This window comes from Streptomyces sp. PL-29, assembly GCF_058344425.1.
This window is the reverse complement of the sequence record NZ_CP136996.1, coordinates 447225-460818: the sequence shown is the minus strand read 5'-3', so window position 1 is coordinate 460818 and position 13594 is coordinate 447225. Positions and strand designations below refer to the sequence as shown.

The window sequence follows — 13594 nt, the reverse complement described above, 5'->3', positions numbered from 1 at the left end:
GACGTACCGGGAGGAGCACGCACGTGGCCGAGAGCATGACTTCGCAGCCCCTCGCTGGCTGGGGGAAGCCGGACCTCGATCTCACCGAGGCGGACTGGCAGTCGAGCAGCCGGGGAGCGGGCGACGTCCAGATCGCCTTCGTCGAGGGCTTCATCGCGATGCGCAACAGCGAGCGCCCCGAAAGCCCCTCCCTGATCTTCTCGCCGGACGAGTGGCACAAGTTCGTGCTGAACGCCCGGGGAGGGGAGTTCGACCTCACCTGACCGCCCGCCACCGCCCGCTCCGGCCCCGCCCCGCCGGGGCCGGCGAGCGGCGGTCGCCGCGGACGGGGCACTGCCGGCTGTCGCAGGAGGTGCCGACTGCCGCGAGGCGGCGCACCGCGGGCCCGCACCCCCCGACCGACCCCGCCCGGTCGGTAGGCTGGCGGCATGAACGCAGAGAGAGACCTGCGGACCCTGCTGAGCGGGATGCGGCCCGAGCTGAACGAGGGCGTGTACGTGTTCTGCACCGTTCCGGGCGGTACGGTCCCCGCCGGAACGGCGCCCGTCGCCACCATCCTGGAACCCGAGGGCCTCACGCTCGTGCTGCGCCAGGAGGACGCCGACGCGGCCGGACTGGCCTACGACTACACCGCCGGCTGGATCACCCTGAGGATCCACTCCGCGCTCGACGCCGTCGGTCTCACCGCAGCCTTCGCCACCGAACTCGGCGCCCACGGCCTGAGCTGCAACGTCATCGCCGGCCATCACCACGACCACCTCTTCGTGGCCGCGGACCGGGCCGCCGAGGCCGTGGCCGTCCTGGAAGACCTGGCGGCACGTTCCGGACCGGACCGGTCGGCCCGGGGTCCGCACCCGGACCTTTCCTGAACCCGGCCGGAACCCCTTCGAAATCCGCCCACGAGCCCGCCGCGCGTCCGCCGGGAGCCCGACCGGGGCCCGTCGGTAAAGAAGATCGGATTCTTTCCGGCAGTGGGGCACCCCGAGATGTGCGCGGGCGTACGCTGATCTCCCGGAACAGGCCTGGGGGGTACCAGCCATGACGGACCACCGGACGCGCACACGGCGCACCATGGTCGAACGCGACGCCGAACTCGCCATCGTCGAAGAGGCCCTGGAGCGGCTCACCGGTCCCGGGCCCGACGCCGGCGGCGCGCTGCTGGCCTTCTCCGGCCCCGCCGGCCTCGGCAAGACCACCCTGCTCGCCGAGCTGCGCCGCCGCGCACACGCCCGCTCCTGCACCGTCCTCGCCGCCCGCGGCGGCGAACAGGAGCAGAGCCAGCCCTTCCACGTCGCCCGCCAGCTCATCCAGCCCCAGCTCGCCGGCACCTCCGAACCGGAACTGCGCGCCGCCCTCGGCGGCTGGTACTCCATCGTCGGCCCCGCCCTCGGACTCTGCGGCCCCGAACAGGGCGCCCCGCCCGACCCGCAGGGCCTGCGCGACGGCCTCGACTGGATCCTCACCCACCTCGTCGTCAAGCGCGCCCCCGTCACCCTCGTCCTCGACGACGCGCACTGGGCCGACCCCGAGTCGCTGAGCTGGCTCGCCGCCTTCGCCCCGCGCGCCGAACACCTGCCGCTGCTCCTCGTCGTCGCCTACCGCCCCGACGAACTGCCCGCGCACGCCGACGCCTTCCGCACCCTGCCCGGCCGCGCGGGGCACCGCCCCCTGCCGCTCTCCCCGCTCACCCCGGCCGCCGTCGCGGCGCTCGTCCGCGGGGTCATCGGCGACCACGCCGACGACGCCTTCTGCCAAGAGGCCTGGAACGTCACCGCAGGCAATCCCTTCGAAGCCGTCGAACTCACCGCCAAGGTCCGCGGCAGGGGGCTGCGCCCCGTCCAGGAGAACGCTGCCCAGCTGGCCGACCTCGCCGCCGCCCAGCGCGGCAGCGGCCTCGTCGCCCGCCTCGAACGCCTCGGCCCCTCCACCGTCCGCTTCGCCTGGGCCTGCGCCGTCCTCGGCACCGCCATCCCGCAGGACATAGCCGCCAGGGTCGCCGCCCTCGGCACCGAGGAGGCCGCAGGCGCCACCGCACGCCTGCGGGACGCCCGCATCCTGTCGGCCGCCGGAACCACGCCGGGCCATGAACCGGAAACCGGACTGGAGTTCGTCCACCCCCTCATCGCCACCGCCATCTACCGCGCCATCCCCGACGCGCTGCGCGTCGCCCTGCACGGGAAGGCCGCCGCGGCCGTCGTCGACGCGGGACTGGGCTCCTCCGCCGCAGCCCGCCACCTGCTGGAGACCCACCCCGAGAACGACCCCTGGGTGGTGCGCACCCTGCGCGAGGCGGCCGCGGAGAACCTTCGCGCCGGAGCCCCGGACGCCGCCCGCCGCCAGCTCGCCCGCGCCCTGCGCGAGCCACCCGACTTCGACGAACGCGCCGCCGTCCTCTACGAACTGGGCTGCGCCTCCCTGCTGACCGAGCCCGCCAACACCGTCAACCACCTGCGGGCGGCCCTCACCGAACCCTTCGACGACCCCGCCCTGCGCCAGGGCATCGTCATCCGGCTCGCCCAGGTCCTCGCGCACAGCGACCGCCTCGCCGAGGCCTCGGAATGCCTGGCCCGCGAGATCGCCCAGACCCCGGACGTACGGGCCCGACTGCGCCTACAGTCCGAGCAGTTCATGTGGGACGCCTTCAACGCCGCCGAGACCGACTCCCCGGCCCGGTCCCGGCGCCTCACCCGGCTCGCCGACCGCCTCACCGGCCGCGACCTCACCGAGCGGTACGTGATCGCACTGCGCGCCTGGGACGCCTGCCTGCGCGGCGAGCCGGTCGACGTGGTGCTGCACCACGCCGGCCGGGTGCTGGAGCAGCCCTTCAGCTGGGCCCACGAGGACCGCGGCTTCGAAGTACCCGTACTGGCCGCGATGGTCCACATGTACGCCGACCGACCCGGCCGCGCGGAGGAGCTGTTCGAGGCCGGTACCGCCGAGTTCGAGCGCCAGGGCTGGCGCGGGGCCCACCTGTCCTTCGCGTACAGCCTGCGCGCCTACATCCGCTACCGGCGGGGACGGCTCGTGGAGGCCGAGGAACTGGCCCGGTCCGGCCTGCGGCTCGCCGAACGGGTGGGCCGGCGCACCCCCGTCCACTGGTACGCCATCGCGATCCTCCTCACGACACTGCTCGCCCGCGGCCGCGTCGACGAGGCCTGGGAGCTGGCCCAGGAGCACGAGTTCGGCGCGCCCTTCCCGGCCGCCGTGGTCTTCCCCGACTCGCAGACCGTCTACGCCGAACTGCTGCTCGCCCGGGGCGAGGCACGGGCCGCGATCGCCGAACTGGAGGCGGTGGAGCGGCGGCTGACCCCGCGCGGGATCCAGAACCCGGCCTGGTGCCCGTGGCAGCTGCACCTCGCGCGGGCCGTCGTCGCGGACGATCCGCAGCGGGCCCGCGCCCTGGCCGCCGACGCCGTCCGGCGGGCCAGGGCCTTCGGTGCCCCCTCCGCCATCGGCCAGGCCCTCAGAGTCGCGGCGGAGGTCGCCGCCCCACAGGACCGGACAGCACTCCTCCGGGAAGCCGTCACCCTGCTTTCGGCGGCACCCGCCGGATACGAACTCGCCCGCGCCCTGAACGCGCTCGGCTACGGGCTGCGCGACGCGGACCTGCTGACCGCGGCCGTGGTCACGGCCCGGGAGTGCGGCGCGGACGCACTGGCGGAAGAGGCCACCGAGACGCTGCTGGGCCTCGGCGGCACGCTGCCCGGCGGGTCGCCCCGGGTGGACTGGGTCACCGAGGAGGAGATCCGGGCCGCGGACCGGGCCGTGCGTCACGGCAAGGACCCCGAGCCGGCGTCACCCGACTGGGTGCTGTCCGCGGCCTGCCGCAAACTCGGCACCGACCGGTCCGGGCTGCGCGCCGCACTGGAGTCGTTCGCCCGTAGCTCAACGTGAGCGGGGCCGCCTCCCGGCGGGCAGGGTCACCCCATGGACCACACCGACAGAATCCCTCTGTTCCGGGCCGAGGCGGCGGCCTTCGAGGCGGCGGTCCGCCGGTCTGCGACCAGGGCGATCCGGTGCCGGAGGTTCCCGCGGGCCCCGGCTGGACGGTCACCGACCTGGTCCGCCATCTCGGCGGAGTGCACCGCTTCCTCGCGCACGTACTGCGTGGACGGCTCACCGTCCCACCCGACCCGGCCGGGCTCGACCTCCCTGCGGTCCCCGACGCTCCGGGAGGGCCGGCCGACTGGTTCGCCCGGGGCGCCCACGAGCTCGTGGAGATCTCGCACGAGCTGGGGACGGACACCCCCGTGTGGATCTGGTCGGCGGAGCAGACCTCTGGCTTCTGGCTGCGGATGCAGTGGATCGAGCCGGCCGTCCACCGGTGGGACGCCGAATCGGCGATGGGCACCCCGCTCCGCTCGCGGCCGCCGTGGACGCCGTCCCCCAGCCCCTCGACGTCATGGCCCCGGCCCGCCGCGCCTGGCAGCAGGCGCCGCCGGGTACGGGGAAAGGTACCGCTTCCGGTGTACGGACGGTCCGCAGTCCTGGACCGTCCTCCTCTCGGGTGACCAGGTGCTGCGCGACCCCGGATCCACCGGGCCGGTCGCCGTCGAGGCCGCCGGTCCTGCCGCGGACCTGGCCCTCTTCCTCCGGCGGCGCGTCCCGCCCTCCGTCCTGCACGCCATGGGCGACACCCGCCTGCTCCGGCACTGGTTCACCCTGGTCCCGCCCGTCTGAGGGGCCCGCCCGCGCACCGCGGCGGGATGAGGGGCCCCCGGGCCGTGAAACCCCCGCGGCCACGTACCATGGCCGCATGTCCTTCCTCCGCCGCCACCGCGCCGCCACACCCGCCGGCCCGGACTTCGATGTCCTGGCCATGGACCCGGGGGACTGGCCGGGCAATCTCGGGGCCGGGCTGCTGCCCGCGCCCGACGGCAGCTGCCAGGGGGTCTTCCTCCGCTACGACCTGTTCGGCGGACGCGGCCCCGCGATGATCATCGGAAACCTCCCCGAGGGCTCCCCGGCCCGGGACCTCACCGACGGCCAGGTCCCCTTCGAGGTGGCCCAGCTCCTCGACGCGCTGGAGAACGACGAGGACGTCGAGGTCACCGGTGTCGAGGACTGCCCCGTGATGCAGGGCGACAACCTCCTCATCGTCCGGAAGATCAAGCTGTCGGAGTCCCGCATCTCCTGCGTCCAGTTCGACCGCAGCGACAACGTGCTGGTCACCATCGCCAGCTGGGACCGCCCGATCACCGACGACCTCTACGCGCTCCTGAAGCCGCTCCCCGCCGAGCTCTTCCAGCAGGGCTGACCCCACCGGTTCCCCCGACCGGCCCCGCGGGTTCCCCGGAGCGCCCCCGCGAGGCGACCGGTGGCGAGCCCGCGCGGTCGGCGCCACCCGATCACGCGTCCGCGATGTCGTTCGCCGCCACGTAGCCGAACGTCATCGCGGGGCCGATCGTCGACCCGGCGCCCGCGTAGCTGTGGCCCATCACCGCGGCACTGGCGTTGCCCGCCGCGTAGAGGCCCCGGATCACCGAACCGTCCGGGCGCAGCGCCCGGGCCCGCGCGTCCGTGACGATGCCGCCCTTGGTGCCGAGATCACCGGGCACGATCTTGAACGCGTAGAAGGGTGGGACCCAGATCGGCGCCAGGCACGAATTCGGCTGGACGTTCGGGTCCGTGTAGTAGTGGTCGTACGCGGTGTCACCCCGATGGAAATCGGGATCGGTGCCGTTCCACGCCTGCGCGTTGAACCGCCCCAGCGTCGCTCGCAGGGCCGCCGCCGGCACGCCGATCCGGCCCGCCAGCGCGTCCCACGTCCACGCCTTGTGCGCCGCACCCGCCTCGTACCACGAGTCCGGGAAGGGCAGCGTCGGCAGGATGTCCTTGAACAGGTACTTGTTGCGGTAGTGCTGATCCACGATCAGCCACGCCGGGATGTGCGAACCGGTCGCGCCGCGGTCCTTCTCGTACATCACGTGCACCACATCGCTGTACGGGGCCGCCTCGTTGACGAACCGCGTCCCGTGTGCGTTCACGATCAGCCCGCCCGGGAGGGTCCGTTCGGCCAGGCAGAAGTACGGCTCCCCGGGCAGCGGGATCGACGGCCCCCACCACGCGTCCTCCATCAACGCCAGCGACGCCCCGGCCCGCCGGCCCGCCAGGATGCCGTCGCCCGTGTTCTCCTTCGCGCCCACCGACCACTGGGTGCCAATCGGTTGCTGCTGGTACTGCGCCCGCATCGCCGCGTTGTGCTCGAAGCCACCCGATCCGACGATCACCCCCTTGCGGGCGCGTACGACGCCGCGCGCACCCTCCTTGTCCACCACCACACCGGTGACGGCACCCCCCTCCTGGACCAGGTCCACCAGAGGACTGTTCAGCCACAGCGGTACTCCGGCGCGCTGGAGCCCGGCCCGCAGCCCGGCCGCCAGGGCCTGGCCCATCGTCAGCGGCTTCTCGCCGCGCAGGGCCGCCTTCGTACCGCGCGCCAGACACTCGGCGGACACGGCCAGGCCCCGCGCGCTCACCGCCGCGAGGTTCAGCCACTTGTAGTCCTGGCCGAAGACCACCATCCCGGCCGGCACCGGCATGTACGCCGGGTTCAGGCGGGCCAGTTCACCGCCCAGGATGTTGCCGTCGATCTGGTCGGGCTCGATGGACCGGCCGTTCGGCAGTCCGCCCGGCAGGTCAGGGTAGTAGTCGCTGTACCCCTCCATGAAGCGGAACCGCAGCGGGCTGTTGGCCATCACGAAGTCCAGCATGCGCGGGCCGTTGGCGAGGAACGCGGCCTGGCGGTCGGCCGGTACCTCGGGCCCGACGACGGCCGCCAGGTACGTCGCCGCCTTCTGCGGGGTGTCGGGTACGCCCGCGGCCAGGATGACCGCATTGTTGGGCAGCCAGATTCCGGCCCCCGAACGCGCGGCCGACCCGCCGAACGTGGGGGCCTTCTCGATCACCAGGACAGTCAGTCCGCGCCTCGCGGCGGTGAGCGCGGCCGTCATCCCGGCCGCCCCGGAACCGACCACGACCACGTCGTACTCGCCGAGCAGCGGCTCGGTCTGGACATCCTCGGCCCGGGCCGTGCCGGACGGCAGCACGGCGGCGGCGAGCACCCCGGCCCCGGTGCCGGCGAGGACGGCGCGTCTGGACGGGAGGGGGGCGGGGGAGGTGCGTGAAGCGCTTGCGGACATGGGCAGGCTCCAGCGGAGTGGGGAGGAGTGGATCACTCCAGCATGTCTGATGCTGAGTCAGAAAAGGTGTTCGGGGGATCATGTGATGTCAAGCCATCCGGCATCCCGCATCCGGGCCCGAGGCCGGTCGCCCAGCCCGCACCGACGGGGCCTCGCGCCGCGCCCCGGGCCGTGAACGAGCGAAGTCCCGTGGCGGTGGGAGCCACGGGACTTCGCGTTCAGGGGGAGAGCCGGTCAGCGGGTGCCCACCGCCGCGCGGACCGCTCTGCGGGCCATGCCCGCGTCGTCGTGCAGGCGGCGGAGCAGCAGTCGCTGCTCCTCCCCGGAGGACAGGGCGCCGGCCGCCAGCGGCTGGGCCGGGGCGGTCGCCAGCATCGAGCGCTGCACCGCCGTCTCGGACATCCGGATCTCCCGGGTCAGTACCAGCATCAGGTTGATCAGGAAGGCGTCCCGGGCCACCGGGCCGGCCGACTGCGCCAGCCGGCTGATCTGGGCGCGGGCGGCGGGCGCGTCACCGAGCACCGCCCACAGGGTGGCGAGGTCGTAGCCGGGCAGGTACCAGCCCGCGTGCTCCCAGTCGAGCAGCACCGGACCGGCGGGGGACAGCAGCAGGTTCGACAGCAGCGCGTCGCCGTGGTTGAACTGGAGAGCCGCCCCGGCCAGCTTGACCCCGCGCAGCAGCTTCTGCAGGTCGCCGAGGTCCCGGTCGGTGAGCAGACCCAGCTCGTAGTCGCGGGCGATCCGCCGCGCGTAGTTCATCGGGGTTCCGAACAACTCGGCCGGCGGCCGCCACTGGTTGACCCGGCACACCGCGCCCAGCGCGGCCCGGAGGTCGACCCGCGGCGGCGGCTCCACCGGGTGCCGCTGCAGCGCCGCGACCCGGCCCGCCATCCGCTCCACCACCAGGGTGCAGTTCTCCGGGTCGGCGGCGATCAGCCGCGGCACCCGAACCGGTGGGCGGTGCCGGACGAACGCCCGGTACGCCGCTATTTCGTGCCGGTAGCGTTCACGCCACTCCGGGGAGTGGTCCAGTAAAACCTTCGCGACGGCGGTCATCCGTCCGGTCGTGCCCACCAGAAGGACCGAACGGCCGCTGCGCCGCAGCACCTGCACCGGCGCGAACTCCGGACAGATCCGGTGCACCGAGGCGAGCGCGGTGCGCAGTTGCGCCCCCTGCGGCCCGGAGAGGTCGATTCTTCCGCTGACGGGCTGCGATCCCGTACCCGGCATCCGCCGCGCCCGGACAGTGCCCTGCGCCGGGGCCGACGGGCGGCCGGGGGCGAGGTAGGGGCCGCCGCCGACGGGGAGCGTGCGGTGCGACCGGACCGGTGCGGACACGGAGGACGGTGCTGCGTACATGGTGATACGGATCCCTTCGTGCGCCGACGAGTTGCGTACGCCACCCCGCCGATCCCGTACTTCACCCTGGGGAGTTCCGCCGGTGACCGGGGCGGGGAGGCGCATTCCTACCTGACACCCGGCGCAAGGTGGCGAACCATCGGGCGTGCCCTGGCGAAGCCTGGCGAATAGTCGCTGGGCATCTGACGGGGGGCTACTGTCAACTCAGCCGAGAACCTGGGGGCTTGACGTGAGCAAAGGTCCAAACACCCGCTTGAACGACCTGTTCGGCCTGGCCGGCTGGTCGAAGGGCGAACTGGCGAGGATGGTGAACCGGCAGGCGGCGGCCATGGGCCACCCACAGCTGGCCACCGACACCTCCCGGGTGCGGCGCTGGATCGATATGGGGGAGAGCCCCCGCGAGCCGGTGCCCACGGTACTGGCAGCCCTGTTCACCGAGCGGCTCGGTCGTGTCGTGACCATCGAGGACCTCGGGTTCGTACGGCAGCGGCGCACCTCCAGACGGCAGCCGGACGGGGTTCGCGAGAACCCCGACGGCATGCCGTGGGCGCCCGAACGCACAGCCGCGGTCCTCACCGAATTCACGGGAATGGACCTCATGCTCAACCGTCGCGGTCTGATGGGCGCGGGTGCGGTGCTCACCGCCGGCTCCGCCCTCACCAACGCCATGTACGACTGGCTGCACACCGCCCCCGCCCCGTCGATGCGGGCCCCCGGGCGCTTCGGCGACTCCTTCCAGGCCGACCCAGCGGGATACGACCGCTACGAGGCCGCCCCGATCGGGTCCCAGGAGATCGAGGCGCTGGAGCGCTCCGTCGAGGTGTTCCGGGCCTGGGACGCCTCCAGGGGCGGCGGGCTGCAGCGCAAGGCCGTGGTCGGCCAGCTCAACGAGGTGGGCGGGATGCTCGCCTACCACCACCCCGACCACCTCCAGCGGCGGCTGTGGGGGGTGGCGGCCAACCTGGCGGTCCTCGCCGGCTGGATGTCGCACGACGTGGGACTGGAGCCCACGGCGCAGAAGTACTTCGTCATCGCCGCACACGCGGCCCGTGAGGGCGGCGACCGCCCGCGCGCGGGGGAGGCGCTCTCCCGCGCCGCCCGCCAGATGGTCCACCTCGGCAAGCCGCACGAGGCCCTGGACCTGATGAAGCTCGCCAAGTCCGGGTCCGGCGAGCAGACTCTCCCACGCACCCGTGCCATGCTGCACACCATCGAGGCCTGGGCGCAGGCCGCCATGGGCAAGGGCCAGGCGATGCGCCGGACCCTGGGCGAGGCCGAGGAGCTCTTCGTCTCCGACAAGGGCGATGTGCCGCCGCCGAGCTGGATGCAGCACTTCGACGAAGCGGACCTGCACGGCATGCAGGCGCTCGCCTACCGGACCCTCGCCGACCATGACGCCACGGCGGCTCCGGTCGCCGCGCGCCATGCCAAGGAGGCCCTGCGGCTACGGGGTGAGGGCTACCAGCGCTCGCAGATCTTCGACTACATCTCCATGGCTTCCGCCTGCTTCATCGCCGACGAGCCGGAACAGGCGGACCGCTACGCGCGCCTCGCCCTGGTCTCGATGAACGAGACCTCCTCGCACCGGACGTGGGACCGGTTGCGCGAGATGTACCGGCTCACCGCGCAGTACGCCGGTTACGCGCGCATCGAGGACCTGCGTCAGGAGATCAAGCTGGCGCTCCCCGACGCCCCGGCGCCAAGTGGCCGGCCGGCCACGGGCGTGTAGGCCCCGGCCGCCCCGCCCACGGGTTCCGCATGCCCGCCACGCCCCCCCGCGGCCGGTACCAGGACGAGACCGGCAGGTCGGGACCGGGTACGCCGACGACAGCAACAGGTACGCCGCAAGGCGCTGTGCCCACAGGTACGCAGACGCGAAGGGCCGCGCCCTCCGGCGCGGCCCCGAAGTCCCCACGATCGGCTCCGCGGCCGGCCGTGACCGGACCGGCTATCCGGCGACGCGGGCGACCAGCACGCAGGCGTCGTCCTCCCGCTCGTTCTCGGTGAACTCCTCGATCACGAGCCGCATACAGTCCTGCGCCGACCGCGCCGCACAGAGCCGCGGCGCGAGGGCCAGCAGCCGCTCGGTCCCGTCCGCCCGGCTGAACTCGATGCTGCGCGGTGTCAGGCCGTCGGTGTGCAGGACCAGCAGGTCGCCCACCTCCAGCCGCTCCTCGGCCTGTCCGTACGAGGCCCCTGAGGTCGCGCCCAGCAGCACGCCCTCCGGCGGGGTCAGGGCGCGGCCCGAACCACGGCGGAACAGCAGGGGGGCGGGGTGGCCTGCCTGGGCCCAGGACAGTACCCGGCGCGCGGGATCGTAGCGGCAGCAGACGGCCGAGCCGAGCGCGGGCTGGACGGAGGTCTCCAGGAGCTGGTTGAGCCATCCCATCAGCGGGCCCGGCGCGATCCCGGCCATGGCCATACCGCGCAGGGCGCCCAGCATCATCGCCATTCCGGAGGTGGCCGTCACACCGTGCCCGGTGAGGTCGCCGACCGTCAGCATCGATCCGCCGTCGGGGAGTTCGAGTGCGTCGTACCAGTCCCCGCCGATCAGCGCGCTGGTCGCGGAGGGCAGGTAGTGCGCGGCCACGTCCAGCGTGCCGGTGTCGCTGTGCGGGAACCGCAGGGAGCCGCGCCACGGGGGGAGCACGGCTTCCTGCAGCTCGACCGCCAGCCGGTGCTCGGTCTGCGCGATCTCCCGCTGGCGCTGCAGCGAGTCACGGGACTCGCGCACCGCCCGCTGGCTCCGGCGCAGTTCACTCACGTCCCGCAGTACGGCCCACATGGAGGCCGCGCAGCCGTCGGAGTCGAGTACCGGCTCGCCCCTCATGTGTAACGTCCGGACCCGGCCGTCGGCCCGGACGATGCGGAACTCGCCGTCGATGGGCCTGCCGTCCACGAGGCAGGCGGTGACCCACGCGGTGAGCAGCGGCTGGTCTTCCGAGAACAGGGTGGAGCCCAGTTCGTCGAGGGGGAGCGCACCCGACTCGGGGGACCGGCCGAAGATCTGGAACAGCTCGTCGGACCAGTGGACCTCGTCCGTCAGCAGGTTCCACTCGGCGCTGCCGACGCGGGTCTGGGCCTCAGGTGCCACTTCCGGCGCCGCCCGCGGGAACGCCACCGCCTCGGGGACCGGGGGCAGGCCCTCCTTGAGCTGACCGAGGTGCTCGCGGAGGTCATCGAGGTGGTGCACGGCGAGGTCGCACAGCGCGCGCTGCCAGCGGCCCTGGGCGTCGTCGTCGTCCACGACGGTTTCGCGGCGGACCGCGTCCACGTCTCCCCGCAGACGCCGGGTCTGAGAGATCAGTGCGTCCACCGACCCCGGCTCCGGCGGCTGCGCGGGACGGTCCGCGAAGAGGTGGGACGGCATGAGAACTCCGATACAGGCGCGGCACGGCCAAGTCTGAAGGAAGGACCGGTAACGACTGTTGCACAGGCGGCGACACTGTGTAAGGCGTTTGGCAACATCCGCTACGTTCTTGCTTCTGACATATGCCCGAGTCCTGTCGGGCCCTTCGCGACGTGCGAACGAATCCGGTCAGAGGGGGCTCGGCGGCTCGGTGCGCAAGTCGGCCGGTGGGGCGGGTGGTGCGTCCGCGGCAGGTGGCTGGAATTCGGCCACCCATCCCCTGTGGCTCGATCAAACGCCCGATGTGTGCGAGGTGTTCACGCGGACGTGTGCCCGCGGCAGTCGGTTCAGTGCGCGCCTCGCGATACCCCCGAACGGATGACACCTTCCGAGTGGGGCGACGGTCTCGAGGCTTCCCACCGGCCCGCCCGATCGCTACTCTACGTGCCGGTAATAAACCGGAGGCGGTCCGTACGGTCGTCAGCCACGCCCCGATGGAGACCAACTGCGCCGTCGCGGACGTGCGCGACGACCGCGCCGAGATCTGGTCCGGCCTCACGTCACCCGTCGTCGCCCGCCAGACCATCGCCGCCGACCTCGGACTGCCCTTGGACAAGGTGACGGTGCACGTCGTCCAAGCCGGCGGCTCCTTCGGTCGACGGCTCTTCTTCGACGCCGCCCTGGAGGCCGCCCGGGTCTCCAGGGCCTGCCGCCTCCCGGTCAGGCTGATGTGGACCCGGGTGGACGACACCCGCCATGGGCGGATGCGCCCCGCCACCCACCACAAGATCCGCGCCACGCACCTGCTGGGTGAGGTCCTCAGCTTCGAACACCGTGTTGCCGCGGCCGAGACCGACTTCCGGCACGGGCTAGGCGAGATCATCACCGCGACGGCGGCGCACCTGCCGCCCGGCATCGGCAACGCCACCCTCGCCCAGACCCTGTTCCTGACCACCGTGAAGTCCCCGTACCACTTCGGCCTCACCACCCAGGCGCTCACCGAGGTGCAGACCGGGATCCCCACCGCCTCGTGGCGCTCGGTGTACTCCGCCAACACGCGCGGGGCCGAGGAGATCATGGTCGACGAACTGGCCGCCGCCACCGGCAGGGACCCGTACCGCTTCCGGCGCACCTTCCTGCAGACCGACGCCCAGCGCGCCGTACTGGACAAGGTGGCGGCGGAGGGCCACTGGGGGCGGGCGATGGAGCCCGGCTGCGCGCAGGGCATCGCCTTCCACGAGGAGTACAAGTCCCGCACGGCCTGCCTCGTCGAGATCGACACCCGCGACCGGCGGCACGTGCGCGTCACCAGGGCCGTCATCGCCGTGGACGTGGGCCTTCCGGTCAACCCGCGCGGGTTGGAAGCCCAGATGGCGGGCGGCCTCACCGACGCGATCTCCACCACGCTGCGCGCCGGACTCCACATCGACAAGGGGCTCCCGATGGAGGGCAGTTACAGCCAATTCCACTGGGCGCAGCAACGCGACACCCCGCGGGACCTGCGCGTCTTCGTACTCCCCGCCACCGGCGCGGAGCCGGGCGGCGCGGGCGAGCTCGGCGTGCCCGCCGCGGTCGGCGCGATCGCCAACGCATGGGCCCGGGCCACCGGTTCGAAGCCGCGCAGCTTTCCCCTCGACTTCGACGTCGACTTCACCCCCTACCCCCGCTAGTGCTGTGACCGGAAGAGTTCACCGCCTCACGGCCCCCGGCACGGCGCCTCGCTGTGTCGTCGGACCGCGCGAGT

11 protein-coding genes are annotated in these 13594 nt (G+C 73.1%); 8 read left to right on the top strand and 3 right to left on the bottom strand.

The genetic code is table 11. From position 1 onward, the window contains the following. Positions 1–35 precede the first annotated feature (35 nt). From R4Z63_RS02140 to R4Z63_RS02115, 6 genes are all read left to right on the top strand, one after another. Entirely contained in the window at positions 36–263 is a 228-nt protein-coding gene (locus R4Z63_RS02140) for a DUF397 domain-containing protein (RefSeq protein ID WP_370466718.1), read from the top strand. A 165-nt stretch (positions 264–428) separates the two neighbouring features. After that, positions 429–869, top strand: a complete 441-nt coding sequence (locus tag R4Z63_RS02135; protein ID WP_384444725.1) for an ACT domain-containing protein — start codon at positions 429–431, stop codon at positions 867–869. A gap of 169 nt (positions 870–1038) precedes the next feature. Further along, a complete protein-coding gene (locus R4Z63_RS02130; protein WP_384444723.1) occupies positions 1039–3894 on the top strand; it encodes an ATP-binding protein in 2856 nt (951 codons plus the stop codon). 122 nt (positions 3895–4016) lie between these two features. Then, positions 4017–4511, top strand: a complete 495-nt coding sequence (locus R4Z63_RS02125; protein ID WP_384444721.1) for a maleylpyruvate isomerase family mycothiol-dependent enzyme — start codon at positions 4017–4019, stop codon at positions 4509–4511. A 4-nt stretch (positions 4512–4515) separates the two neighbouring features. Further along, positions 4516–4680 (top strand): hypothetical protein, encoded by a 165-nt coding sequence (locus tag R4Z63_RS02120; RefSeq protein WP_384444719.1) that lies wholly within the window; start codon positions 4516–4518, stop codon positions 4678–4680. 76 nt (positions 4681–4756) lie between these two features. Continuing rightward, positions 4757–5257: a hypothetical protein gene (locus R4Z63_RS02115; RefSeq protein WP_030030746.1), complete on the top strand. Its 501-nt coding sequence runs from the start codon at positions 4757–4759 to the stop codon at positions 5255–5257. A 91-nt stretch (positions 5258–5348) separates the two neighbouring features. Here R4Z63_RS02115 and kstD read toward each other — a convergent pair whose 3' ends face one another. Together kstD and R4Z63_RS02105 are read right to left on the bottom strand one after the other, a co-directional pair. Next, the gene (gene kstD, locus R4Z63_RS02110) at positions 5349–7142 is read right to left on the bottom strand and encodes a 3-oxosteroid 1-dehydrogenase (RefSeq protein ID WP_384444717.1); all 1794 of its coding nucleotides are present in this window, start codon (positions 7140–7142) and stop codon (positions 5349–5351) included. Between the two features lie 234 nt (positions 7143–7376). Further along, positions 7377–8501: an aminoglycoside phosphotransferase family protein gene (locus R4Z63_RS02105; RefSeq protein ID WP_037921986.1), complete on the bottom strand. Its 1125-nt coding sequence runs from the start codon at positions 8499–8501 to the stop codon at positions 7377–7379. A gap of 229 nt (positions 8502–8730) precedes the next feature. Between R4Z63_RS02105 and R4Z63_RS02100 the strand changes: the two genes are divergently transcribed. After that, complete coding sequence (locus R4Z63_RS02100) at positions 8731–10230, top strand: DNA-binding protein NsdB (protein WP_037921988.1); 1500 nt, start codon at positions 8731–8733, stop codon at positions 10228–10230. A 219-nt stretch (positions 10231–10449) separates the two neighbouring features. Here the strand turns inward: R4Z63_RS02100 and R4Z63_RS02095 are convergent, their stop codons facing one another. Beyond that, positions 10450–11871: a PP2C family protein-serine/threonine phosphatase gene (locus R4Z63_RS02095; RefSeq protein WP_384444714.1), complete on the bottom strand. Its 1422-nt coding sequence runs from the start codon at positions 11869–11871 to the stop codon at positions 10450–10452. 122 nt (positions 11872–11993) lie between these two features. Here R4Z63_RS02095 and R4Z63_RS02090 point away from each other — a divergent pair, with 122 nt between their 5' ends. After that, positions 11994–13520, top strand: a complete 1527-nt coding sequence (locus R4Z63_RS02090) for a molybdopterin cofactor-binding domain-containing protein (RefSeq protein ID WP_384444712.1) — start codon at positions 11994–11996, stop codon at positions 13518–13520. Positions 13521–13594: the final 74 nt, after the last annotated feature.